We start from the raw sequence: 21949 nt of genomic DNA on the forward strand, positions 1-21949 counted from the left end.
ACTTCTAATATGACGAAAGTTTTAGTGTACTTTTTAAATTCCCAGTCGATCTCGAAGCGAAGTGATCTGGGCAACATGATGTTTGCCATGCCATGCATACAGTCCCAAACAATGATCGAGTCTCATCGTCTTATTGGACGAAGGGCTATAGAACTTTTTAGCATAGTCATCATTCGAGAAGGAGCTTAACAATGCTACCCAGCGGCGATGCAGTGCATCCAGAAGCTGGAGGGAAAACTCGATTTCCAGATCCTTGGAATCACTCAATTCGGCCCAGCGCTCCTCAAAATACGGGCGAATCGCGGGCGTATCCTCTGTCAAAGCGAGCTTGAAGCGAATCACACTGTTCATATGGCTATCTGCCATGTGGTGAATAACCTGTTTCAGCATCCAGCCGCCGTCCCGATATGGCAGACTTAGCTGTTCTTCGTCCAGTCCTTCTACCGCTTCTCTCGCACGTTCAGGCAAGTCTGCAATATCTTGAATCCATTGCTGCCTTTGAGCCAGCGTTACCTCTCCTTCGTGTGTGAACTGCCCAATCGGATATCTATAGTCCATCTCATTTCCCCCATAATCCCTGTGGATTTGTTTACGGCATATGAACACGACACGACTCATCGGGCTATTTTATGGAGTATACTCCATCAGCCAACAATCTCTCATCTGTCCTTCATGCAGTTCATGCTGTGGCAGCTGTTTAACCTTTTTGAAACCACACTTTTCGTAACAAGATAACGCACGTTCGTTCCACGCTTGCGGGTCCATCACGATTTTCCGGGCATGTTTCTCCCCAATTAAATACGCTGTCATGGACTTCACCAATCGTGTGCCAATACCTATATTCCAGCAATCCGTTTCCCCGATGAATTGATCCGTCCCATAGATGATTTCACCATTGTCAGCATAACCATATTCCGCACGTTCCTCTGTCTCCAGTTCATAGAACTGAATGTATCCGATTGGCCGACCGTCATATTGCACAATACAACGTGCAGCTTCATCATCCTGATTGTAAAAATGTGCTCTCACAAGCTCCAGATCATGCGGCTGATCCCGACCTTCGTAGTACTGCAGAACCTCCGGGTCAGACAACCATTTGACCAGCAATTGCTCATCCTCTGTCTGTAGCAGGCGAACTGTCAATTTTCCCACTTGATATACGATATTCATTTCAGCCCCCTCCACGAACCTCTAATCTTTGTTAACCGATCTACCGAATTCTTGATCCTAAAGTAACATTCGACGAAACCATGCAGATTCCCCCTGTTGTAAAAATTGAAACTCCTCTATTGCAAACGTCGTATTATGCTCGAAGTCATCTTTTCCCCATCATAATCCATTGAATCTGGAGGTTAGTTGCATGTCATTTTTCAAGAAGATGTTGGCCAGCGTTGGTGTAGGTGCAGCAAAAGTGAATACGGAATTACATACGACAGAAGTCATGCCCGGTGGAACGCTTTCAGGAATTGTATACATTGAAGGCGGGGATGTGCAGCAACAGGTCGATCGAATTTATCTTTTAATCAAAACGCACTACATTCGGGAAAGCAATGATCGCAAAGTGAAGGAAACGGCTGTAGTGGCCAAATATCTGCTCACCGAGGGGTTTACCCTGCAGCCCGGTGCAAAACTGGAGAAGAGCTTTCAATTCGAGCTACCGGAAAATCTACCGATTACACTACACCGTGCGGAAGTATGGGTCGAAACGGGGCTGGACATCTCTAGCGCAGTAGACCCATCAGATCGAGACCTTATACATGTTGTGCCTTCCAGGGAGATGGAAATCGTACTGGATGCCATAGATATGCTGGGATTCAGGCTTCGTGAAGTAACTAATGATTATGCTCCAAGGCTCGGTGGCAATCTGCCGTTTGTACAAGAGTTTGAGTTTGTGCCGACCACCAAGTTCCGCGGATATCTGGATGAACTTGAAGTTCTCTTCTATCCGATGGGGAATTCCTTGGAACTGTTGATACAGATCGACCGTCGTGCACGTGGACTTAGCGGAATGCTATCCGAAGCCATGGGCACGGATGAGACCTATGTGCGTCTGCAACTGCACGAGAGACATCTGGAGCGTGGTGCACGTTCCGTCGCACAAGGCTTGGAAGAGATTATTTCAGAGCACCTATAGACTGCGAACATGCAAAAACATCAAGAGAGCAGCCCCTGGCTATGTATCCATCTGATGCCAAGGGCTGCTCTCTTTATCTCTTGCTTTTACCCACAACATAAGAACGAACAACATAATATGCCATAGCAAAAAGGAATATCCCCCCAACACTTAGGGCTATCATCAAACCGCTTCCACTTGCCACATGTCCAAAGTCAACTTGCGATGCCGCACCAGACGTTTGCAATGGCGTACCTTGCGGAACATTCTGTAATGTTAAAACCATGCCTTGGACTACTTTCCAAACCACCAACAAAAGTATGAAAACAAAGCTAACGATAATGGTTTCAATCCCCACACGTTTGTTCAGACGCATTCATTTCTCCCCCTTATTCTTATAGAACGAGAAACTGCTCCAGTTGCTGCTTTAATTTATCTTTATGCTCGTCTACATACTGGTACAGCAAATCGAAAACTTCTTCATTATCCGCTTGAAAGCTTAATTGTTGAACTTCTTGCTCTACCCGCTGTAATAACTCATGGATCTGTGTCCCATGTGTCTGCAAACTTGTTGAGATGTCGTGTTCGGACAGACGTTCCACGTTTTCTCTGAGTTGTTCTGGCGTGATTCCTTGTTCCTTCAAGAGTTGTTCCACCTTTTGCAAAATCATCGCATCTGTCTCATTGCCACTTCGGATTAACGCTTCGATGACCTCTCTCAGATGCTTTCCGCTGGCATTCTCCAAATAACCGGTCAATCCATTCATGGTTAGTTCGGTATCCAGATCAATAATCAACATGATGTCCCGCAACACAACAGGCAGCTCTGAAACCCGCTCCCGAATCGTAGCAAATTCAGCACGGTACATGTCCATTGCAATGCTGCCCACGATTTCTTCACCTGACATCTCTTCGATGCCTGCTGGCGGCATTAACTCCGCCAGTTCTTCCTGTAACTTGTTCATCTCACTTGTCCTCCTGTATCTCTCTATATAGCGTAGTCATGCTCTGCGCCGCCACGTCTTTCCATCATACCAGAATATGCTGTATAGAAAAGAAATCGCGCCAAGTTAACATGCATTTGACTTATGGAAAATAATTCGCTGTTATGATCTTGGCATCACAAGTTTAGGGAGGGGTAAGGATGCGTCTAGCCTTGTTCACAGATACTTATCTTCCAGAAACCAATGGTGTCGCAGGTACACTCCATCGTCTAAGCAACCATCTGAATCGCAGAAGTATAGAACATCTGCTGTTTACATCCCAATCCATCATGGAAGGAAACGTTGAAGCTCCCGTAAGCTCAGTATTCAATATCCCCTTTTTTCTGTATCCCGAATGCCGAATTGCTTTTCCCAGCAGAGTAACTGCCTACAAACAGCTACAGGAATTTCAACCCGATCTGCTTCATGTCGCTACACCGTTTAACATGGGACTGCTTGGCCTGAGGCACGCACTCAAGTTCCACCTTCCACACGTCATCTCTTACCACACCCACTTTGATCGTTATCTCGATTATTACAAGCTTCGAAGTGTCATTCCACTATACTGGAAGTACATCAAGTGGTTTCATCGCACCTGTAATACTACATTCGTCCCGTCCCAAGACACGATGTACACCCTACAGGCTCAGGGGATTCAACGGCTTAAGCTCTGGTCCCGCGGCATTGATTGTAACCTCTATGCTCCATGCAAACGAACCATCAACATTCGCGAACAGTATCAGATCACCGCACCTTTCATCTTGCTCTACGTTGGACGCATCTCCCCGGAAAAAGATATAGCCACCCTGACAGCCACGATGCAGCAATTGCCCGCAGAAATACAAGCCCATGTTCACTGGATCATTGTCGGTAATGGCCCTGCCCTTCCCAAGATGCAGCAGCAAGCTCCTGCGAATGTTACGTTCACAGGGTATCTGCATGGTGATGAGCTTGCGTCGATGTATGCTTCAGCGGATCTGTTTGTCTTTCCTTCCTGTACGGAAACCTTCGGCAATGTTGTGCTGGAAGCGATGGCCTCGGGTCTTCCCGTGTTAGCTGCTAACGCCGGCGGAGTCAAAGACCTCATTGTGCATCAACGCAGCGGCATACTTGTTGAGCCGGGTAACGTGAATGCGTTTATAAGAGAGATAAGCTTACGAGTTCATTCTTCGGAACGGCTAAGCACAATGGGACGTGAAGGTAGAAAATTCGCTGAACAGCGTTCCTGGGAACAGATTTTCGACACTTTGATTGCAGATTACGAAGAGGCCATTGAGCAACGTCATAGACGGAAGATAGGTCGAATCTACACGGCATAAATTTTGCTAAAGTAAGGTTTTCAATTCTCGAAGCTGATGGATTGTATGTAGCGGTGTTGTCTCCACTTCCTCCGGCCAAGGCTGGTTTACCTTCATCCAGATTGTATTCATGCCTGCTTTGGCCGCCCCTTGTATATCATTCAGCGGATGATCCCCGATGTAGAGGCATTGCTCAGGTTCTATACCAAAATGATCAAGGGCTAATCGGAATATATGCGGATCGGGCTTTTTCACACCTGCTTCTTCCGATACAATGATGTGATCATAATCCTCACGAATGCCAAGTTGATCAATCTTTCCATATTGAATCTGTGTTTGACCATTGGTGATTAAACCGATTAAATAACGACCTTTCAAATGCTGTACCACTTCTCTTGCCTCATCCATTAGCACCGAATTTCGCACATACTCCCGGCCGTAGAATGCCATTAGTTCTTCGTGCGGAGGATGTTCGGCCCAAGGTAATTCTTCTAATAATTCGTCGAACAGCCGAGGTTTCTCCTTATAACCATCTTCGTCGAGCTCGATGATCCGCTGCTTTATATGTTCGGTCGATTCCATGTGTCCAAAATACGTGTTGATCAAACTTCGTGTGAAGCCCTCAAACGTTCTTGTCCGGTTTAGAATCGTGTTGTCCAAGTCAAAAATGACAGCTTTAATACGATCCATGAAGTTTGTTCCTCCGTTCTCCTTTAGATAATTGAGAAATGGAAACTACTTTTTCTTTTTATGATAATGGTAGCCTGTGCACAGACCTTTTTTAATCGATTTTGCAGAGCACTTGTGTCCACCGTTTTTGTCCAATCGACCCGGATGTGCATACGCTGAAGAGGATACACCGATAAGCATAACCAGCGATAACATGATAATAAAGCCTTTTTTCATATCAAATTTCACCTTTCTTTTCACACCCTATGCTTTAGGGCTTTCTCATTTCACTTCATCTCATTTTACATAAAAATCCACAATATGGATATCCCTTATTCCAACTAAAGTCCTTTTATATAAGCTTGTAGTGCCTTAACGCATGGGTTATTCCATTCTCACTCGCTTTCAGTGTGACATAATCGGCACTTTGCTTAACACGCTCTCCACCATTTCCCATAGCAACACTTACGCCCACATAAGTTAGTAGATCTATATCGTTCTCTCCATCGCCAAAAGCCATCGTTTCCTCTCTGGGTATATTTAGGTGAGTTAGAACGATCTGAGCTGCTACAGATTTACTGACTTCACCTGCTTCAAGCACATTGCAAACGTATGGATGGAATCGTACAAATCGCAAAGAGGAAAACCGTTCTTTATATTGGTTGGTTTCCTCCTCATTTGCGTATAAACACATACAGTATATCTCCTCATCCAGCGTCATGATCTGATCCGGATATTCCATCAATCCAAGTGTCTCTCGAAGAGCATCTGTCACACGATGATCCGTCCGGCAGGTTCCGTTCATGCCTAAAGACTCAGTGAAGTAGGAAAGCGTATGTCCCTGAGACGCAGCAAAATGACTGAATTCCCTAACCATGGTTGAAGAAAGAATGGATTTATGAATAATTTCACCACGGCAAGTAACCAAAGCTCCGTTAGCTGAAATAACCGTATCTATGCCAAGATGTTTGAACTCTTCACACAGATGATGTGGTCTGCCGGTCACAAGGATGATATGAATTCCTTTTTGGATTAACCTGCGGATGGACTCTTCGGTATCCTTGGAAAGGCTACGATCTTTTTCACTGAGCAACGTACCGTCCACATCCAAAAATACAGCTTTTATTACTTTTTTCATTAACCCTCGTCCTCTTTTCCTCTACTGCTGGTCGTCCATTGGCGCGAAATGCTTCAGGTCGGATTTCGTTTTGCCGCTCTTCTTCGCCTCCTCCGAAATGCGGTGGCTGAACTGAATCACATCATTATGTGCAAAATATATATACTCCACATCCGGTTCATCCTTAAACTTCACTACAGCAAGGAAGGGTGGCAATTTCACACTCCAGACGCCTTCTACGGATTCAATCTCATTAGGAGAATAATGTTTCTGCTCCGTTAAATATGTCGTGACACGATGTGCATAGATCATTTTGTTAGCTTTTACATAGATAAACGGCGTGAGAATCAATAAAATCAGCGTAATGCCAATCGTCCATGATACAATCTTTTTCGTTTTATTCATTTTAACGCCCCCTTGCCTTTGTCTACCGGATCTGCACCTCGTTGGAGCGCCTCATGTACCACATCTGGAACGCGTTTGCCACGTCACCCGGTATATCGTGAACATGATGATGCATGACAGGCTTGGCGCGATTTACGGTATGGATGGAAGCCAGCCCTAACTTGCGCTGCAAGGGATGACGTGTAATCTTGATTTCAATGACCTTTTCCCGTTTGGACAGAAACTGTGTCGAAGTCAGCGCACCTGAGCGAAATTGAATGAACTGATCGTTCAGTGCGTACCGCGTATGATAAAAATTAACCACCCTGCCTGTTAGAATCAAACCGAGCAGCAGTAACGACATCATCCACCAAGCCTGTTCAACGCCGAACAAAACCGGTTTGAAGTATGCCAGCACACCTGTGACGATGATCCACAACCAGCTTGGAGTAAGTAATCGCAGCCACAGCGCTTTCTGAGGCAACCTCTGCATCTCCTCCGTCACATGGTAGGAAGGCAAGATTTCTTCTATGATGCGATAGGCCTCTTTCACAGGTAAAAAGGGATATAATGTGTTAATCTCCTGGCTAGCTTCACCCAAACTACCTGCGGTTGTAAGTTCTACCTCAGCAAGACCCAGCATTCTTTTCATCAGGGACTGTGTAATCTTGACGGCCTGTACACGGTCTTTCTGGATCGAGAACGACGTCTTTTCCAGCATGCCCTTCGTAATATAAATTCGCTTGTCATCGGACGTGATCTGGAAATCTCCATATTTCACAAAGGTGCGAACAATTCCAAGCCCGACGGATATAAGGATCAATAGCAGAATGATCAGGCTCGTTACCCACCATGATTCAAGCCAGGATAATACAAGGCTTTCGGTTACGGTTTCGTCTGGGAAGAAATCCTTTACGGTTGAGTACAAGGAACCCAAGATCGGGATCAACACCAGAAAACTAAGTGAGGTAAACGATGCTTTAAACACATCTTTGCGCGCAGAACGATAGTGAACGACGCGTTCGAGTGAGGCTTTGTCAGCAGGTATAGAGAAGCCGCTTGTTTCTTCATGGTCACCTGTACGGATCACATTACCTGAAGCTTTAATTCCATTGTCACTGTCTTTGGCATTTGCGCTTACGTCACTACCTGCTTGTTCTCCAGTTTCGATATACTGCTCTGTACGTTGGCTTTTCTCATCCTGTGCGTTCCGCTCATCATCCATAATTTCCTCAACCGTAGCTTGGACCTCGGATAAATGACGGGCTACCTGCTTTTCTAACCGTTCTGCTTCAGAAACCGAAACGACCTGTAGCTGAAACGTCGCATCATCACCCTTGATACCTGTTTCGAAGCGTATAGAGGTTACACCGAACAATCGATGAAAAAAGCTCGTATGTCGGCTCACATTTTGTACTTTCGTATACGGGATCGTTCTACGGGTTCGACTGAATGCCCCCGTGTAGATATGGAAAGCTTTCTCATCGTCTGAATAACGAGTGGTAGACCATTTCCAGATGATAGAGATCAGTGCGATTGAAATACCAATGTAAAAAATCATCCTTGCATAGAAAACCCATGTCGAATCTGACCCTGCACGGAATACGAATAAAAACAGAATGAAGGCAAATGTGCTTTTGATCAGATTACCCAGACTCCACAACAAACTAAGTCCATGGTGCCTTTTCAACTCCGTCATTCATCCACCTCGTTAATCCGGGCATAGTCCGCAATCTGGTTACGCAGCGCAAATGCCACATCTTCCGGCAAAGCCGGTATATGATGAGATGAACCCATCGTTCCGATGGACACCGAGTACAGTCCGTATTTTCTCATCAATGGCCCCTGATTGGTTGATACGGATTGCACCTTGGCCATCGGAATGACCTGGTGCACCTTGTTCAATGCCCCATGCTTCAGTTGCACAAACTCTGCGTTAACGCCATAAAACCAATATCGATACAACCAAACTGGCTGCAAAAAGATATCCCATACGGCATAACCTGCGGATATAACCGTGACTCCCCATAGAATCCAGCCGATCCACGGTCTCCAATCATACACAGAGTCCAGTATAAGCAGCGCTGCCAATACCACAAAGCCTATGACGTTGTAGAGGATCGCGCTAACTCTCCACAAACTTATGGCATGAGGGGAAAGTTTCTGTTGCGGCGGGCTCCATTCCTCTGTTCCTGTTGTTCCTGTTTTATCTGGTGCATCTGTTGTTTCTGTCATGTTGCAGTCCCTCTCCTCTCTTCTCTTTTTGTCTTCTGTCTGTATACTTTACGATGATGCGTATGTAGCGATGCGCTCTAAGTAAAAGAAGTAAAAAAAGATGACTCCTGTTCACGTGCAGGGGGTCATCTTTTGTTTTTGTTTATTTTCCAGTAAAATCCTTTACTTCACACAACCATACCATATTTTCACTGCCTTCGCCCCAGTAGTCCTTCGTCACAACATACGGCTCTCCAAACTTCTGCCGCCACTTCTGCTGTGCAATTCGATAACCACTGTCTAGACAAAATTGGGCGACACCCCGCTTCTGTAGTTCGGTGACCAGGGCTGTAATAAGTGCAGAAGCAATCCCTTGACCCTGCAATTCAGGTAAAACATACAGGGAGCCCAGCGTTCCAACGTGATCCAGACCATGGTTGGTGCATTCCTGAACGACTTTCCCGCAAGGCCCATATGAGATCGTCCCTACGACCTTACCTTCTTTTCGGGCAACAAGGAAAAAGGGACTCGTCGTCGTTGGTTCAAGATCAGATTCATGTTGCAAAACAGATTGTACAACAGCCTTTTTATGTTCAATCTCTTCCTGAATTTCATCCAGAAGGAATCCGATTCCTTCCTGACGGTACGCTTCTGGAATCGTTGTCTCAAAAATATGATATGCTCCATCCACATCTGCTGTCGTCAGTGTTCCGATTGTTATCAACTTGCCTGCATCTCCATTCATCTATATACCTGTATTCATGTTGTTTGTCTTTCCGCTCCTTCTAGTCAATACGCCGCTGAATGATTTGTCTGAGTCGATTCGCGTTCTCTAGAGGGATCGTATATCCAGTCATCGTATCCTCCTGGTTTACAAGCAAACCTTGCGTCTTTGGATCTGCACCCAGTGACAGATCGTACCGAGTGACGGAGCCATCTGCATACGTGATGTTCATATTGTACTCAGCAACATAATCAAGGGCCCCTTGCATACGCTCAGCATTGAATATGGCTTCGGTTACGATGCGTATCTCGTCAGCGCGGTCGAATTCTACATCGCGGCATGTTTTAGAGAAGTGAGCTTGATTACACGATAACGTGATTAACGTAGGAATTCCCTGACTCTGTTCTAGTCTCTCAGCCTCTATGGAGCCTATCTCACTCGAATTGTTGCCACCGCACGCTGCAATGAAGATGACGCTGAAGAATAGAAGCAACCTTCCGATATATCTCACCTCAAGGCCTCCCATTCAGCTAATAAGTCGATTAAGCGCGGGACTGTTTTTTGAACAAAAGCTTGTACAACCTCTTCGGTAATGTAATACGGAATAATGCCCGGCGCTTTTCCCTGCAGAAAAGAATACGTACGCTCACGCCAGCGTAGAATCTCATCTACCGTTAAACGATCTGTCATCTCATACCCTGACGAGTTATTTAATGCCGACCATACTTCTTCGCTCCAATTCATGGTGCGATACAGATTAAAATCAATCTGATCCGTCTCCTTGTAATATAAACGGGCCAGGTCTTCCTTGGTTCTCACGACTCCCTCACACTGGTCATGCTCACGAACCTGTTCCTCGAATGCGGGATAAACACTTCGAAACCAGTAATAATCCGTCATCACGTGCATGAAATAACCGAGAACAAAGGAAGTCCAGCCTTCACTCGTGCGCTCGTTGATGTAATCACCATAAAATTTCTGGAGACGTCCAGTATAATTGTCTTCTTGCTTAGGATAAAAATGAGTGTGCTGTTTGTCGTCCCTTGTCGTGCCCTCACGTATATGAATGGCATCCGGCGCAATATTTCCGAGATAAAATGCTCCCAGGTCCAGCGGTTCAGGCAACGTATCAGCCAATTGATGGGCTACACTTAGATGTACCATAGGCAGAGGCATAGACATATCTCCTTTTTCCATTGAAGGAATGGTTATATATTTAATCTCTCGTTAGCTCACCAAACCTGCCACTCTCTCGTCCTGCATCCGGTCAAACAACTTCTCCAGATCCGTATGATACGCAGTCTGCTCCTTTACCAGCAAACGGATATATTCCGACCCACACTCGTAAAAAACGAGACGGTTAAAAGGAGCTGCATCGCCAAAATGATTAGGTTCCAATTCATACTTGGCTCGAATCAAATTCTCAACATACCGCGCAAAACCTTCATTCCACTCCAGCCAGCTCCAGTATTCCGCTTGCTCTTCTGAAAGAGATTGAAACAATGCGGTGCGTGCCACCTGAATTTGCTGTAAATCCTCACTTTTCAACGCAGATAGAAGAGATTCAATCCGCCCCGCAACAGTCTCATCTTCGTACGGAAATTCATAATCGATCTCCCAGGTTACACGCTTTAGCTGGGTCATTCTATGTTTAATCTGCAGACGGTCAACGATGCGCTCCCCGTATTTTCCATAGACAGAGCAATGAACATATTCATGGAACAGAAAAACCTTCTGCTCTAAATCTTTGAAAACAGAAGCCGTCACAATCGCGCACATTCGATTGTTTATATGATGTACGGGCATTGCACCGAGACAGTCATCGGGGATGTACAGATCGTCCGGTACGGTTTTGACCCATTCGTATTGCCCGGTTTCAGATGAATAATCATAGATATATAACAACGATTCGTGTGCTACAACAACCGGATGGTGTTCTGCAAAAAAAGGATGCAGGCTGACCAGCTCGATCTGAAGCTCATTTAACTCGTTAATTTGCTGCAAAAATGTATCCATGTCTAACCCTCTCTCTTTGCAAAATGATACTCTTATCATACTAGATCAGTATCCGTAAATCACTGAGAGAAAAATGATAATATTGTGCGAAACGCCTACTAACCTTGGATATATCCCGCTTTGGACAGCACATATTTGGTGAAAGGATTGATATCGGGGATCGGCTGCGTCAAGTCGAAGTACCTGAGCTCTAACCCTTCATCATCCATAACCGTCGGACTGCCTGTAATACCTCCTGCTTCATAGATCGCCATGACATTGTAGACCTCATCTCCATGCGGATAACGGTAATACATATCCTGACCCGAAAATATGGTAATCAGCTTATACGCCTCCGCCCGTAGACCTGCTTCTTCATATAGTTCACGCGCAGCAGTCTCTTCTAACGATTCACCCGGTTCAAGCGAACCGCCAATGGTGCCCCAATCCAAACTGTCTGTCCTTCTCTGAAGTAGCAGGTGGCCTTGCTCATTAAATACCAATACACATGAACCTGCCATGATCAAAGGACGTGTGCCTACCAATTTTCGCAAATCCGTGATGTATCCCATGTTATCCTCCTAAGTCCAAACGTAGTTAAAATATCGGTAGCTTCATTAGGATTTGGATTGTTTCAATATCCCCTGATCTACCGAATGTTGTACGATTTGTTGTGCATACTTCCACAGCGTTGCCGACCCATTCGCAATTTCAGCATTACGATTTAATACCTGATCACTCGTAATGTTATATTTCTGCCATGTATCACCTTCATTCTGATGATTATGAATGATCGGCTGCAACCGATCCATGGAAGAAGCAAACCTGGCCTCCGGTGTCTCTTTGGTCTCAAACTCCATCCACAGACTTAACAGTTCTTCGGCTTGGTCTTCTGGCAACATACCAAATAATCGATGTGCGGCCTTAAGCTCTCGTTCATGTTTATCTGTATTTCCTTGGGTATCATATGCAAAGGTATCACCCGCATCAATTTCAACAAGGTCATGCACAAGTAACATCTTGATCACTTTAAGCATGTCGATTTCCTTGTTAGAATGACCATGCAATATGAATGCCATCATTGCTAGATGCCAAGAATGTTCTGCATCATTTTCGAGCCGTTCGCCATGGATAATTCTTGTTCTTCGTTCAATGGTTTTCAGCTTGTCTATTTCAATCAGAAACTGGATCTGTGACTCTAGTGTCTCATCCACGCTCTTACCCCCTTCAATTACTGACGCATACACTATGAAATGCTGTACCAATAGACCGGATAGTTAAAATCCAGAGATAAACCTGCACCATGTGCTAAACGGATCGAACCTATGTTATCCGGAGAGCAATCCCAATAGGAACGGAGGCCTCTATCGTTACATTCGTTCATATACGCTTGAGCCGCCAAGGCAGCATAATTTCGCTTACGATGACCTTCTAGTGTTTCAATGTCAATGGCATGTGTGTTCCCCTCGACAAAAGCAGAAAGACATATGCACACAATCTCTTCCTCGCGAGTAACAACATAGCCAACACCATGCTGCAGAAAAGCATCGACGTTTGTCCAGAAATACTTGACATCACTTTACCTTCTGCCTTGCTCGACTTTCATTTTCAAGATTTTCCACGTCCAGGCACCATACCAGATGCCAGCGGCGGGAAACAGAACAAGTGCAGTCAGTAAGTTTACATAAAACTCGCCATTCAGGGTTAAACTTTGTCCACTCCATGACGTCATCACCAAGGTATACAGAAAAGCCAAAGGCAGACCCCAGCCGAGAACGCCGCGCACGAGAATATGATGTCTTTTTCCTTGCTTTAATTGTTTCTCCCATTTGATTCGTTGTGACTCTTTCATATGTCATGTTCTCCTTTAAGCCTGCATAGCTTCATGAATTTGTTTGAGCATAATAGACCGGATTCTCCGCAATCTCCTCCAACGCTGAATTTGCATCGGAGGCGATAGAATGAATGACATGCTCGCGGTTCGCCGGTTGGAACAATTTCTTGATCGGCTTGCCATACAGCACGATACCTCTTTCATAGATAACCGCCATATGTGCAACAACATTCGGGTCATCATCACCACCACAGAGATAATCAGGATTATTTCTGTACTTCTCCCGGTGATAAGCAGAATAATGAAACTCAAATGGCGTAGGGTATCGACCTTCTGTTATAGCTGACTCTAGTACAAAACTAATCTCAAACCCTTTCGAAAGATGCATTTCATCTTCTATTCGTATCAGTTGGTCGGCGATTCCGCGATAAGTCTCAGAAGAGCGTTTCTCTCTGCATACAACTAAAATATCGATATCACTCTGTAGCGGATGAAAACATCCCATCGCCATGGAGCCATGCAAATACACTCCTGTTAACGCGTCGGTTAACTCTTCCTTTAATATATCGATGACTCTGCTCAATACGGACTTTTCGTCCATAGCGACTCTCTCCTTCTGTCATCACTTCAACTGTCTATGTCCACTTTCATCTCCCGAACGTAAACAGCCGTCCCCTTGATTCGGACATCCATTCCCTCTTGCTCCCGGCGTACGTTCACCTGAACCTTGCCATCTCTATTAATCTCATGCCCCTGTTCTACGATAAAATCAACTTCGTGAATCTCCTGATTCACATACGTCAAATAATAGGCACCCATCACCCCTGATGCGGTGCCTGTGACAGGGTCTTCCGTTGTGCCTGAGTATGGCGAAGAGAAATGCCTTGCATGCATCAGAGCATCTGCATCGCGGGTTTCGAAGCAGAAGGGATGTAAGGATGACTTGGGATTTTCAGACAAAATGTCCGGGAACTGAGAAGAATACGGTTTCATTTTAACAAATACATCTAAACGACGAATCGGGATTAATAACGTCCACGCACCTGTACTTCCGTATACGATAGGCATGGTCATGTCCAGATCATCCGTTGTCAGATGAATTGCCTTAGCCAGTTTCTCAACATTCCCTTGAAAGGGAACAAACCGTGGCTGGTCCTGCTTCATCTCCATCAACCAGGTGTCACCTTGTTGCTCAAACTGAATTGGCAATACACCTACGTTTGTTTCAATCGTAATGGAATCTTTTCCTTTTAATACATCACGTGCCTTAAGCCCATACATCGCCGCCATGGTCGCATGACCACACAGATTAATCTCGTGGCCCGGAGTGAAATAACGCAACCGAACATCGGCCGCTCTAGACTTCAATACAAATACCGTCTCATTAAAACCAACGGCATGAGCAATCTGTTGCATTGCAATTTCGCTCAGATGATCTGCTTCAAAAACAACGCCCGCCGGGTTGCCTTTGCCTGGAATGCTTGAAAAAGCTTCATAGTGGTGCACTTGGATAGCACGCATCAACTCTTCATCCTCTCTTTACAAAGCAGGAGTTGCCCCGCCGTATAATTCAAGTGATTCATTTTCAACAACAACAGCCCCACCATCCGGACACGCATATACCTTGGTTTGATGGTTTTGAGCATATTCTCTGAACGGTTGCATCATTTCTTCCGAACGATCCCAATGGGGTGCAAACTCGAAATCTACAAGAGCAAGGGCTTCTAAATCTGTCAAACCGGTATGATTCTCGTCTGCATCCTCACCGTATCCAGCTATTTGAATCGTAGGTGTCATCAGGATACTGCCCGCGCTAACCCCAATCAAAATACCACCGTCACTGATATAGGAACGTAGCTGTTCAAGCATATTTCGTTGCTGTAGCAAACTTAAAAAATAAAACGTATTTCCGCCAGATAAATGAATCGCATCACATTCGAAAAGGGAGTCCAGCATGCTTTCCTCATACTCGGTATCGAGATCATAATACTGCACATCTTCAATCCCAAACTGACGATAAAAACGCCGAGTATGCTCGACATAAATTCGCTGTGGATCAGAACAGGAAGGGATGTAACCGATTGAAGGCTTTTGGTGCAGGAACAAGCTTCGAATTCTCTCATTCAGTTCATCATTGGATTCAAAATACAAATCGCTGAGCAAAACCAGTTTACGCCTTGCCACTAGATTAACCCCCTCTGGTATTTAGGCTTGTCTTAGTTTACTACCGCCTTACGTCCATTTCATGCTTAAACTCTCTATCCAAAATGGAGAAAAAACACTGATCTGTCCACTTACCCTGCCACCATAACTCTTCCTTGAAAACGGCTTCTCTTGTCATGCCTACATGCTGCATCAAAGCCGCTGATCTTACATTTTCGGCATTACACATACCTACGACTTTGTGTGCTTGTAACTCGTTAAATGCAAATTGCAGTAATAAGCGGATCGACTCGCTTCCGTATCCTTTTCCTGAATATTCAGGCAACACCGCGAAACCGATCTCCCAGCTTTTGCGAAAATCAACGTAACTCCACATCTGAACCATACCCACTGGTGTCTCATGAGGATCGTTCAAGCGGCGGATGACAAAATCATATGCGTACGGCGTCTCGCCTTCCACCGGGAAATGACTGCGGTACTTCTCCTTTGCGTCCCCTACCTTCGTTTCAACGGTTTCTTCAAAAGTCCATAAGCTCGCATCACATTCCAGTTTGCTCATAAAATCCATATCCTGCTCGGTTAAACTAGTAATCCGAATCTGTTGTCCTATGATTTCCATGTTAGTGTTTATATCTCCTCTCTAAAAATAACGATATATACGCAGATGATCAGAAGATATGAATAACGCTACATGACATAACTATTGTAATTCCCCATTAATGTATCTACGATGGTTGCTTGATGCATCCTGTATCCACAAATCCAGCTCAGCCCGACTTACGTAAAATTGATCCTGGACTTTGATAAAGGGAAACATCTTCCCCTCAAAGTGGTGAAATGCATTCAGACTGCTCTGCTCTGTTTTAATAATACTCATCACCTGATCTTCGTTCATTCCTAGATAGGCAGCGGTTTCGTTCAATGTTAACAAAACCTTGTCAGGCAAGAGCGTCTGCTGTTCCGCTGTCTGATTCAGAGTTCCATTACTTTGATCTTTGTCCTGATTCATGAGCAGTACAGAGCCAACAATAAATGACACTCCTAAAATAAAACTGGCTAAAAGTATCGAAAATGAAAGAGAAATAGACTTCATGCAAACCTCCTACTCGATGTCAGTCGAGCCTTTTAAGTGCATCAGACTAGCTTAGTCAAATGTGATAGATTCCCTATGTAACGTGTAATAAAAAAGGCCGTCCTTCAGTTCATCCGACTTGATAAAGTTTAATTTCCCGAGTAGCCGCTGTGATTGAATATTTTTTTGCTCCACAGTTGCTTCAATCCAATCCCAGTTTCATGATGTTCCATCCCATAGGAATCAAGGCCGTTAATGCTTCTCGCATCAGCCCCTGTCCCCAATAAGAAGGGGCTAGATCAAACCCGATCTCTGCGCTGGATGGTACGTTCGGATTCCAACAGTGATAACCTGCTGTGCCGATCAATTGATGGGTTATTTTATTAAAAACTCCATATCTGCAGCCCGAGTCACCGATATGAAACTGGATCATCTCCTCGGCTTCCTCCACATTACGGCAAGGCTCAATATCCATGAACCGCGTGACCATGACGAATAAATGTAATATCCACTCGCTACCCCTCTATCTCTGAATAAAGTGTCTAATGCTGCTCGCATCACGAAGATTAACAAGTTCTTTTCGCAAAAAAACAGGGTAAATCTCCATCTGCTCTGTCTCTTGGATCGGAAACCAGCGGAACGTTAATTCGCCATCGCGCTCCAAACCATTGAACTCGGGTTCATCATAAAAGGAATGGCCTTCGGGCAAAGAAATCACATAATAGAATCCGATCTCATGCATCTCCTTGCCATCGTACTCATAAAAGTCTTCGCACACAAATGCCAGCTTCTCTACCTGAATAGACACGCTAAGCTCCTCCATCATCTCGCGTCGAATCGCATCCTCCGTTGATTCATTCATCTCCACTCGCCCGCCAGGCAAGTTCCAGAAATCATCCTGCTTCGCCTGGTGTAAAAGAACTCTGTCCGCATCCAGTACGATACCGGCTACTCGAAAGTTAAATCGACTGTTGTCCTGCATATACGAAATGTTTCTGTTCACCGCATCAGTCATCGAACCGCCCATCCTTCAGCAAACCCATTTTGAAATCCGCTTACAAACACGAAACTATTACTCATAAATTTTGCCCATATACATGATCTGAGCACATCGCTTCCAAGAGTTATCAGGCTTCACATAATGCGTTAATCCGTGAATGGATTCCTGCCCCCAATCGGCTGACGCTTCCAAAAATGATTCTATCGAATCATGCTGCCATTCACCGGGACAGGTTTGTCGATCCTTACTTAGAGCACTTAGGAAAGCAATAAAACTTGCTTCATCCTGCACCTCATTCACAAGTTCAAATAAAGTCTTCTGCACCACGTTCTGTACCTTCTTTCATGTTGTACTTGTTAATCGATGTCCGCAATGATCCATTTCGCATGCTCACCATCTGCTTTCCATTTCCAAAACACCATGGTGGAGCTGGACTCGATGTCGTCTTCCAATTCCGTAATGATTACAACACCTTGATAGAGCTTTTTTTGTTCCGTAATCGTAATGCCACCCATGGAAATGATTTTGCGAAACGTATAATTCGGCATGCCAGAGATCGGAGATTCCGGCGCAAAGAGGCTCATATATCCCTTTTCATCTTGTTCATATAAGTAACGCATACGCGTATTCATTAGTTTGACAATTTCCAGCTCATCACCGGAATACTTGCTCTCATCCACATATTCGGGCGGGGCAACTTCATCTTGTGGCGTAGAGACTGCTGATTCATCTTCATCCACGGATAATTCGTCATTCGTACTTACCGAGACATCTGGTTGCTGTGTATCCTCAGGCTCTGTTTTACTCTGACAAGCCGTTACAAGCAACAACATAACACCGAGGATCAAGGCAAACTTTCGGATCATTCCACTTCACTCCCAGTTCGTTTTCAACCCATGAATTCCTGTCGCTGTAAAAATCTTCTCCCAGGTACATCATAACCCATAATGTGGGATTTGCGAACGAACGAAATAAGTCAACTTCAAGGCCACATCCCTCCATCATAAAAAAACACGCTGCCTGCATGGATCTATCCATGCCAGATGCAAGCGCGCTAGCTCCATTATTTATTTACAAACCTATTGAATATCCCTGTACCCTTAACTCGGAGCTCCTTCCCATCCTCCATACTCACTTTCAAGCCATGCCTCAAAATCTTTTTCATTTGGATTCGTTAGTGCCAAAATTCCAACCACCAGAGCCACCAAAGCAACGCTAATCTGTAATCTTCTGCTTCTAGTTCTAGTTTTTCTATGCTGAATTACCATCTTTGCTGGCCTCATTTCGTAAAATCTTCACATCGTGTTAAACTCAAATCTAATACCTCTTTCTTATCTGTTAAGCAACCCTTCATCATACCATACATCCTCATAATCTTCGGCAATCAGGAACCTCCATCCCGGAGCAAGTCCGAGATATCGACTAATTTTCGAATCCCATTCATCGATATGTGTAACGTGCAGAGGGACGAAGAAGTCATCGGCTGACGAGTATTCCTCGGCCCAGATGTACCAGCCTGTCGTATCGCCTTCTGGCTGAATTCGCATCCCGTGAATGGGTTCACGTTTCTCCTTCACGTTCCAGGAAATCCCTACTTTCAGGTGGGGTTCGCTCGGAACATAGTCTGCATGGTATTTCTCACAAAGTTGCTCCTGCACGTGTATAGCGTTCTCCTGTTTCACAATCGCTCTCCCCCTTGGTTTCAAATGCCGTTGCCGTAATACGCTTTGTATCCAGATAACCATTGATCTATGGAAAAATCCACAAAATTATAAGGCTCGCACTGCCTAAGATATAGCAGCTGTTCATGCGCTTGTTTGCCGCCCTTTTTTTCCAAATAAGCTATGGTTTCTTCAAAGCCTGCACCACAAAGCAGCTGCACATCAATATAACTACCCGTGTCCTGATTTTTTCGTTTGGCCTCCCAGATCAGCTCTGTGTCCTCTACGCTACCGAGAGCAAACAACATAACACACATCAGTTTCAACACCTCATGATCCTCTGTTTCCTGGTTCTCCATCTCTTGTTGAAGCAGCTTACGAATGGATTCCCGCTGATTCTTGCCAGGCTCCACTCCGTATAATTGCAACAATTCATCTTCATTCATCTCTGTTCACCTGACTTACTTCAGAATGTCGTTTAATTCTTCCGCTTTTTTGCAATCCCGGGAACCAAGGTGTAATCAACTCCAACATCTCTTTGAAAAACAACCAAATGATGCCCATGCCTCCGGCAACGTTACCTGTAGAAGAAATAACGATGTTCCATATCGAGTAGTTTCACGCACTTTTAGAACTTTTCAATCTTCTTCCTTAACCTCTAAAACCAAGTCTTGATGCTGCCGAACCCACTCATTCATTGTCATGATCGCTTGTTGCGAAGCTTGCTGATATGCTGCGTATAACAGCTCCGTCTGCTGAAGCAAATGAGGATTATGCTCCAAATCGGTTGGCGATACTTCGTGCCACGTTTCTTCGGATTTTTTGGCATCCGTTATAAGTGCTTCAATATCATCCAGTACATCCACCATCTCATTCAAATCAAAAAATTGCATGCCTTTCCTGATCCCGCTCCAGCTACGCAAATCAATGATGTTATACGCCGAGAACCAATAAAACTCTGCCAGACTTTTGGTGTGATTGTGATAGGAGTAAAACAGGTATAGCGCTTGTTGCCCTTCGATTAGCCGCAGGTATACCTCTTTTTTGGCTTCCATACTCTGTCCGCGGACGGAAAGCAGCATCGGTTCAATACACAGCCAGCTTAGTTTTTGGGAATTTAAATCTTCTTTTCTGATCTCAGCCTTCATTACAAGCTCCTCTCTATTCACTGTTTACTTGTATGTGGTTCGAGCTTCATGTTGATGTCCATTTATGTTGCCTCCCTACCTCATGGTGTAGTGCAAAATATGCTGAATACCGCGGCTGCCCATTCGGATCAACCCAAGGTCGAGAAAACCAGATTTTACATACAACTGATATGCAGCCTTATTTGCCTCATTCACAGCGAGAATGATTTCGTCAACTTCTGGGTGAAACTTACGTACCCAATCAGGCAGTTGCTTCATGGCATCCAGTGCATAACCTTTCCCTTGATATTGCTCCGAGATCGACAGCGCACGAATGAGTATTTTGTGATCCGATTCCGCAGGCTCCACGTATTCTGACCCTTTATGTAAAACAAAGAACCCTACAGGCACAGCCTGATGTAAAATAACAACCGGATCTTTGTCCGGATTCATCATAGCCTCTTCGATCACCTCGGCAGGCAACGCCGTGAAGTGAACTTGTTCATTTTTTAGCGTAAACCCGGTTAAATCCTGATAATATCGTTCTTCATATTGTGCCAAATGAATACCTTGTCCCATCCTGTTGCCCCACTTCCTGTCTCACTATGATTGCAAATGTTCGTATACATGCCATTCTTGGAACAGCGTACTTAAATCGGAAGCGGTTTTCTGAATAAATGAGGATATAGAGTCCATCGTTACTATAATTAAATCATCTACAGGCTCGTTGTCCCTATTCATAAAAAAATCCAGCTTTTCTTCCCTATATTCGTACACCTCCTGTGCTGTCAGACCACCAAATTCATATGCCTTTGCTGTGTTCAGCTGATCTAACCATCGGGAAGCATCAGCATATTCTCGGAGGATTCTGAACTCTAGCTTTTTCACATCATGGGTGTACACGATTCGTCCATTCGGGTCAGCTTCGTATGATGGATAAATCTGATAAGTCCACTCACGATCAGTGTATATATGAGCAATGTAACCGCATAAGTATTGCGAAAATTGAGGGTCTTTCTTCATCCCATGTCTGTTAGATTCAATCACCTGCTGATAATCGGCATCTGTAGGAAATTCATGTTCTACAACCATCAGGTGAGTTTTTGCCTTTTCACTGCGTATGTTCGTTCTCACATGAATGGAATCCGGTGCTAAACTCCCCAGCAATAGAGACGGAGATGGGGCCGAACTGATTTCGGCTGCAATTGCAAAATGAACCATTGGCCAAGGCAAGCGAAGCCCTCCTTTTATCCTGAGATGTTATGATTTCAATGACGAAGCAGCACGGCTCCCCCTCTTTCAAAGTTTTGTCCTGTTCACGTCTTTCCGCACAATCAAAGAAGAAACAAGAGCAACCGAGCTTACAAGCGGTAACCAAACCATCCTGCCCGTAATCACAAGCACAGGTGCCAACATCAGAATGACTCCGAAAAACACCATCAGCCGCAACTTTTTCTTTATGCCCTTTACCGTCCAGATCAGACCGATGAAAGAGAGAAGTAACAGGAAAACATTGTCGTACTGGTCCATCCTCTTCGCCCCCTTTAAAAATACTAAATCTTCTCCTAGACGAAAAGTAAGCTTTGCTTACGACA

At 44.8% G+C, this 21949-nt stretch carries 35 protein-coding genes and 1 pseudogene; 2 read left to right on the top strand and 34 right to left on the bottom strand.

The window, feature by feature from the left end; translation table 11 throughout:
* Nucleotides 1-33: 33 nt before the first annotated feature.
* Both EC604_RS16180 and EC604_RS16185 read right to left on the bottom strand, forming a co-directional pair.
* Nucleotides 34-558, bottom strand: coding sequence for a YfiT family bacillithiol transferase (locus EC604_RS16180; protein ID WP_123065144.1), 525 nt, complete (start codon nucleotides 556-558; stop codon nucleotides 34-36).
* A 69-nt stretch (nucleotides 559-627) separates the two neighbouring features.
* Nucleotides 628-1170, bottom strand: coding sequence for a GNAT family N-acetyltransferase (locus EC604_RS16185; RefSeq protein WP_123065145.1), 543 nt, complete (start codon nucleotides 1168-1170; stop codon nucleotides 628-630).
* Between the two features lie 190 nt (nucleotides 1171-1360).
* Here EC604_RS16185 and EC604_RS16190 point away from each other — a divergent pair, with 190 nt between their 5' ends.
* Nucleotides 1361-2134, top strand: coding sequence for a sporulation protein (locus EC604_RS16190; RefSeq protein WP_123065146.1), 774 nt, complete (start codon nucleotides 1361-1363; stop codon nucleotides 2132-2134).
* Nucleotides 2135-2207: 73 nt separating this feature from the next.
* Here the strand turns inward: EC604_RS16190 and EC604_RS16195 are convergent, their stop codons facing one another.
* Both EC604_RS16195 and EC604_RS16200 read right to left on the bottom strand, forming a co-directional pair.
* A complete protein-coding gene (locus tag EC604_RS16195) occupies nucleotides 2208-2489 on the bottom strand; it encodes a hypothetical protein (protein WP_123065147.1) in 282 nt (93 codons plus the stop codon).
* A 19-nt stretch (nucleotides 2490-2508) separates the two neighbouring features.
* Nucleotides 2509-3078 (bottom strand): DMP19 family protein, encoded by a 570-nt coding sequence (locus EC604_RS16200; protein WP_123065148.1) that lies wholly within the window; start codon nucleotides 3076-3078, stop codon nucleotides 2509-2511.
* Nucleotides 3079-3257: 179 nt separating this feature from the next.
* Here EC604_RS16200 and EC604_RS16205 point away from each other — a divergent pair, with 179 nt between their 5' ends.
* The gene (locus tag EC604_RS16205; RefSeq protein ID WP_123065149.1) at nucleotides 3258-4415 is read left to right on the top strand and encodes a glycosyltransferase family 4 protein; all 1158 of its coding nucleotides are present in this window, start codon (nucleotides 3258-3260) and stop codon (nucleotides 4413-4415) included.
* A 6-nt stretch (nucleotides 4416-4421) separates the two neighbouring features.
* Here the strand turns inward: EC604_RS16205 and EC604_RS16210 are convergent, their stop codons facing one another.
* The 30 genes and pseudogenes from EC604_RS16210 to EC604_RS16345 form a co-directional block, all read right to left on the bottom strand.
* On the bottom strand, nucleotides 4422-5084 hold the full coding sequence (locus EC604_RS16210) for an HAD family hydrolase (RefSeq protein WP_123065150.1): 663 nt from the start codon (nucleotides 5082-5084) through the stop codon (nucleotides 4422-4424).
* Between the two features lie 45 nt (nucleotides 5085-5129).
* Nucleotides 5130-5300 (bottom strand): YHYH domain-containing protein, encoded by a 171-nt coding sequence (locus EC604_RS16215; protein WP_123065151.1) that lies wholly within the window; start codon nucleotides 5298-5300, stop codon nucleotides 5130-5132.
* A gap of 115 nt (nucleotides 5301-5415) precedes the next feature.
* Nucleotides 5416-6201: a Cof-type HAD-IIB family hydrolase gene (locus EC604_RS16220; protein WP_123065152.1), complete on the bottom strand. Its 786-nt coding sequence runs from the start codon at nucleotides 6199-6201 to the stop codon at nucleotides 5416-5418.
* A gap of 21 nt (nucleotides 6202-6222) precedes the next feature.
* A complete protein-coding gene (locus EC604_RS16225) occupies nucleotides 6223-6585 on the bottom strand; it encodes a DUF3139 domain-containing protein (RefSeq protein ID WP_123065153.1) in 363 nt (120 codons plus the stop codon).
* A 22-nt stretch (nucleotides 6586-6607) separates the two neighbouring features.
* Nucleotides 6608-8263, bottom strand: coding sequence for a PH domain-containing protein (locus EC604_RS16230; protein ID WP_240036933.1), 1656 nt, complete (start codon nucleotides 8261-8263; stop codon nucleotides 6608-6610).
* Nucleotides 8260-8799 (bottom strand): PH domain-containing protein, encoded by a 540-nt coding sequence (locus EC604_RS16235; RefSeq protein ID WP_123065154.1) that lies wholly within the window; start codon nucleotides 8797-8799, stop codon nucleotides 8260-8262. The genes EC604_RS16230 and EC604_RS16235 overlap by 4 nt, the downstream gene beginning before the upstream one ends.
* A gap of 142 nt (nucleotides 8800-8941) precedes the next feature.
* Nucleotides 8942-9502, bottom strand: coding sequence for a GNAT family N-acetyltransferase (locus EC604_RS16240; protein ID WP_240036934.1), 561 nt, complete (start codon nucleotides 9500-9502; stop codon nucleotides 8942-8944).
* A gap of 61 nt (nucleotides 9503-9563) precedes the next feature.
* On the bottom strand, nucleotides 9564-10013 hold the full coding sequence (locus tag EC604_RS16245) for a hypothetical protein (protein WP_123065156.1): 450 nt from the start codon (nucleotides 10011-10013) through the stop codon (nucleotides 9564-9566).
* Nucleotides 10010-10678: a zinc dependent phospholipase C family protein gene (locus EC604_RS16250; RefSeq protein WP_161556958.1), complete on the bottom strand. Its 669-nt coding sequence runs from the start codon at nucleotides 10676-10678 to the stop codon at nucleotides 10010-10012. Before EC604_RS16250 ends, EC604_RS16245 begins: the two co-directional genes overlap by 4 nt.
* A 51-nt stretch (nucleotides 10679-10729) precedes the next feature.
* A complete protein-coding gene (locus EC604_RS16255) occupies nucleotides 10730-11518 on the bottom strand; it encodes a hypothetical protein (protein WP_123065158.1) in 789 nt (262 codons plus the stop codon).
* A 98-nt stretch (nucleotides 11519-11616) separates the two neighbouring features.
* On the bottom strand, nucleotides 11617-12069 hold the full coding sequence (locus EC604_RS16260; RefSeq protein WP_123065159.1) for an NUDIX hydrolase: 453 nt from the start codon (nucleotides 12067-12069) through the stop codon (nucleotides 11617-11619).
* Between the two features lie 45 nt (nucleotides 12070-12114).
* Entirely contained in the window at nucleotides 12115-12711 is a 597-nt protein-coding gene (locus tag EC604_RS16265) for an HD domain-containing protein (RefSeq protein WP_123065160.1), read from the bottom strand.
* Between the two features lie 32 nt (nucleotides 12712-12743).
* Nucleotides 12744-13055, bottom strand: a pseudogene (locus EC604_RS31050) (GNAT family N-acetyltransferase); the annotation flags it as partial.
* A gap of 21 nt (nucleotides 13056-13076) precedes the next feature.
* Nucleotides 13077-13349: a hypothetical protein gene (locus EC604_RS16275; protein WP_123065162.1), complete on the bottom strand. Its 273-nt coding sequence runs from the start codon at nucleotides 13347-13349 to the stop codon at nucleotides 13077-13079.
* 31 nt (nucleotides 13350-13380) lie between these two features.
* The gene (locus EC604_RS16280; protein WP_123065163.1) at nucleotides 13381-13932 is read right to left on the bottom strand and encodes a nucleotidyltransferase domain-containing protein; all 552 of its coding nucleotides are present in this window, start codon (nucleotides 13930-13932) and stop codon (nucleotides 13381-13383) included.
* 26 nt (nucleotides 13933-13958) lie between these two features.
* Complete coding sequence (locus EC604_RS16285) at nucleotides 13959-14852, bottom strand: PhzF family phenazine biosynthesis isomerase (protein ID WP_123065164.1); 894 nt, start codon at nucleotides 14850-14852, stop codon at nucleotides 13959-13961.
* An 18-nt stretch (nucleotides 14853-14870) separates the two neighbouring features.
* Nucleotides 14871-15515, bottom strand: a complete 645-nt coding sequence (locus EC604_RS16290) for a Type 1 glutamine amidotransferase-like domain-containing protein (RefSeq protein WP_161556959.1) — start codon at nucleotides 15513-15515, stop codon at nucleotides 14871-14873.
* Between the two features lie 40 nt (nucleotides 15516-15555).
* On the bottom strand, nucleotides 15556-16113 hold the full coding sequence (locus EC604_RS16295; protein WP_123065166.1) for a GNAT family N-acetyltransferase: 558 nt from the start codon (nucleotides 16111-16113) through the stop codon (nucleotides 15556-15558).
* Between the two features lie 81 nt (nucleotides 16114-16194).
* Nucleotides 16195-16587, bottom strand: a complete 393-nt coding sequence (locus tag EC604_RS16300) for a helix-turn-helix domain-containing protein (RefSeq protein ID WP_123065167.1) — start codon at nucleotides 16585-16587, stop codon at nucleotides 16195-16197.
* 181 nt (nucleotides 16588-16768) lie between these two features.
* A complete protein-coding gene (locus tag EC604_RS30545) occupies nucleotides 16769-17041 on the bottom strand; it encodes a GNAT family N-acetyltransferase (protein WP_240036935.1) in 273 nt (90 codons plus the stop codon).
* Nucleotides 17042-17089: 48 nt separating this feature from the next.
* The gene (locus EC604_RS30550) at nucleotides 17090-17593 is read right to left on the bottom strand and encodes an NUDIX hydrolase (RefSeq protein WP_240036936.1); all 504 of its coding nucleotides are present in this window, start codon (nucleotides 17591-17593) and stop codon (nucleotides 17090-17092) included.
* Nucleotides 17594-17638: 45 nt separating this feature from the next.
* The gene (locus EC604_RS16310; protein ID WP_123065168.1) at nucleotides 17639-17893 is read right to left on the bottom strand and encodes a DUF7660 family protein; all 255 of its coding nucleotides are present in this window, start codon (nucleotides 17891-17893) and stop codon (nucleotides 17639-17641) included.
* Nucleotides 17894-17922: 29 nt separating this feature from the next.
* Nucleotides 17923-18432 (bottom strand): hypothetical protein, encoded by a 510-nt coding sequence (locus tag EC604_RS16315; RefSeq protein ID WP_123065169.1) that lies wholly within the window; start codon nucleotides 18430-18432, stop codon nucleotides 17923-17925.
* Between the two features lie 234 nt (nucleotides 18433-18666).
* Nucleotides 18667-18834 (bottom strand): hypothetical protein, encoded by a 168-nt coding sequence (locus tag EC604_RS29945; RefSeq protein WP_161556960.1) that lies wholly within the window; start codon nucleotides 18832-18834, stop codon nucleotides 18667-18669.
* Nucleotides 18835-18897: 63 nt separating this feature from the next.
* Nucleotides 18898-19248, bottom strand: a complete 351-nt coding sequence (locus EC604_RS16320) for an immunity protein Imm33 domain-containing protein (RefSeq protein ID WP_123065170.1) — start codon at nucleotides 19246-19248, stop codon at nucleotides 18898-18900.
* 20 nt (nucleotides 19249-19268) lie between these two features.
* Nucleotides 19269-19673, bottom strand: a complete 405-nt coding sequence (locus EC604_RS16325) for a hypothetical protein (protein ID WP_192895120.1) — start codon at nucleotides 19671-19673, stop codon at nucleotides 19269-19271.
* 192 nt (nucleotides 19674-19865) lie between these two features.
* Nucleotides 19866-20375, bottom strand: coding sequence for a hypothetical protein (locus tag EC604_RS16330; RefSeq protein WP_123065171.1), 510 nt, complete (start codon nucleotides 20373-20375; stop codon nucleotides 19866-19868).
* Between the two features lie 75 nt (nucleotides 20376-20450).
* Nucleotides 20451-20933 carry a GNAT family N-acetyltransferase gene (locus EC604_RS16335; protein WP_123065172.1) on the bottom strand — a complete coding sequence of 161 codons (483 nt, stop codon included), beginning with the start codon at nucleotides 20931-20933 and terminating at the stop codon, nucleotides 20451-20453.
* A gap of 24 nt (nucleotides 20934-20957) precedes the next feature.
* Nucleotides 20958-21587 carry a hypothetical protein gene (locus EC604_RS16340; RefSeq protein ID WP_123065173.1) on the bottom strand — a complete coding sequence of 210 codons (630 nt, stop codon included), beginning with the start codon at nucleotides 21585-21587 and terminating at the stop codon, nucleotides 20958-20960.
* Between the two features lie 66 nt (nucleotides 21588-21653).
* Complete coding sequence (locus EC604_RS16345) at nucleotides 21654-21884, bottom strand: hypothetical protein (RefSeq protein ID WP_123065174.1); 231 nt, start codon at nucleotides 21882-21884, stop codon at nucleotides 21654-21656.
* Nucleotides 21885-21949: the final 65 nt, after the last annotated feature.

Source organism: Paenibacillus amylolyticus (genome assembly GCF_003719335.1).
GTDB classification, from domain to species: Bacteria; Bacillota; Bacilli; order Paenibacillales; family Paenibacillaceae; genus Paenibacillus; species Paenibacillus amylolyticus_D.

Bases quoted from the DNA above. Each gene is read 5' to 3' on its own strand.
- EC604_RS16180 (WP_123065144.1), bottom strand. From the start codon at position 558: ATGGACTATAGATATCCGATTGGGCAGTTCACACACGAAGGAGAGGTA.
- EC604_RS16215 (WP_123065151.1), bottom strand. From the start codon at position 5,300: ATGAAAAAAGGCTTTATTATCATGTTATCGCTGGTTATGCTTATCGGT.
- EC604_RS16255 (WP_123065158.1), bottom strand. From the start codon at position 11,518: ATGGATACATTTTTGCAGCAAATTAACGAGTTAAATGAGCTTCAGATC.
- EC604_RS16220 (WP_123065152.1), bottom strand. From the start codon at position 6,201: ATGAAAAAAGTAATAAAAGCTGTATTTTTGGATGTGGACGGTACGTTG.
- EC604_RS30550 (WP_240036936.1), bottom strand. From the start codon at position 17,593: ATGGGCGGTTCGATGACTGATGCGGTGAACAGAAACATTTCGTATATG.
- EC604_RS16285 (WP_123065164.1), bottom strand. From the start codon at position 14,852: ATGCGTGCTATCCAAGTGCACCACTATGAAGCTTTTTCAAGCATTCCA.
- EC604_RS16260 (WP_123065159.1), bottom strand. From the start codon at position 12,069: ATGGGATACATCACGGATTTGCGAAAATTGGTAGGCACACGTCCTTTG.
- EC604_RS16195 (WP_123065147.1), bottom strand. From the start codon at position 2,489: ATGCGTCTGAACAAACGTGTGGGGATTGAAACCATTATCGTTAGCTTT.
- EC604_RS16330 (WP_123065171.1), bottom strand. From the start codon at position 20,375: ATGAAGGCTGAGATCAGAAAAGAAGATTTAAATTCCCAAAAACTAAGC.
- EC604_RS16200 (WP_123065148.1), bottom strand. From the start codon at position 3,078: ATGAACAAGTTACAGGAAGAACTGGCGGAGTTAATGCCGCCAGCAGGC.
- EC604_RS16250 (WP_161556958.1), bottom strand. From the start codon at position 10,678: ATGCCTCTGCCTATGGTACATCTAAGTGTAGCCCATCAATTGGCTGAT.
- EC604_RS16225 (WP_123065153.1), bottom strand. From the start codon at position 6,585: ATGAATAAAACGAAAAAGATTGTATCATGGACGATTGGCATTACGCTG.
- EC604_RS16275 (WP_123065162.1), bottom strand. From the start codon at position 13,349: ATGAAAGAGTCACAACGAATCAAATGGGAGAAACAATTAAAGCAAGGA.
- EC604_RS16295 (WP_123065166.1), bottom strand. From the start codon at position 16,113: ATGGAAATCATAGGACAACAGATTCGGATTACTAGTTTAACCGAGCAG.
- EC604_RS16210 (WP_123065150.1), bottom strand. From the start codon at position 5,084: ATGGATCGTATTAAAGCTGTCATTTTTGACTTGGACAACACGATTCTA.
- EC604_RS16205 (WP_123065149.1), top strand. From the start codon at position 3,258: ATGCGTCTAGCCTTGTTCACAGATACTTATCTTCCAGAAACCAATGGT.
- EC604_RS16300 (WP_123065167.1), bottom strand. From the start codon at position 16,587: ATGAAGTCTATTTCTCTTTCATTTTCGATACTTTTAGCCAGTTTTATT.
- EC604_RS30545 (WP_240036935.1), bottom strand. From the start codon at position 17,041: ATGGATATTGAGCCTTGCCGTAATGTGGAGGAAGCCGAGGAGATGATC.
- EC604_RS16325 (WP_192895120.1), bottom strand. From the start codon at position 19,673: ATGAATGAAGATGAATTGTTGCAATTATACGGAGTGGAGCCTGGCAAG.
- EC604_RS16335 (WP_123065172.1), bottom strand. From the start codon at position 20,933: ATGGGACAAGGTATTCATTTGGCACAATATGAAGAACGATATTATCAG.
- EC604_RS16280 (WP_123065163.1), bottom strand. From the start codon at position 13,932: ATGGACGAAAAGTCCGTATTGAGCAGAGTCATCGATATATTAAAGGAA.
- EC604_RS16315 (WP_123065169.1), bottom strand. From the start codon at position 18,432: ATGATCCGAAAGTTTGCCTTGATCCTCGGTGTTATGTTGTTGCTTGTA.
- EC604_RS16185 (WP_123065145.1), bottom strand. From the start codon at position 1,170: ATGAATATCGTATATCAAGTGGGAAAATTGACAGTTCGCCTGCTACAG.
- EC604_RS29945 (WP_161556960.1), bottom strand. From the start codon at position 18,834: ATGGTAATTCAGCATAGAAAAACTAGAACTAGAAGCAGAAGATTACAG.
- EC604_RS16235 (WP_123065154.1), bottom strand. From the start codon at position 8,799: ATGACAGAAACAACAGATGCACCAGATAAAACAGGAACAACAGGAACA.
- EC604_RS16345 (WP_123065174.1), bottom strand. From the start codon at position 21,884: ATGGACCAGTACGACAATGTTTTCCTGTTACTTCTCTCTTTCATCGGT.
- EC604_RS16190 (WP_123065146.1), top strand. From the start codon at position 1,361: ATGTCATTTTTCAAGAAGATGTTGGCCAGCGTTGGTGTAGGTGCAGCA.
- EC604_RS16230 (WP_240036933.1), bottom strand. From the start codon at position 8,263: ATGACGGAGTTGAAAAGGCACCATGGACTTAGTTTGTTGTGGAGTCTG.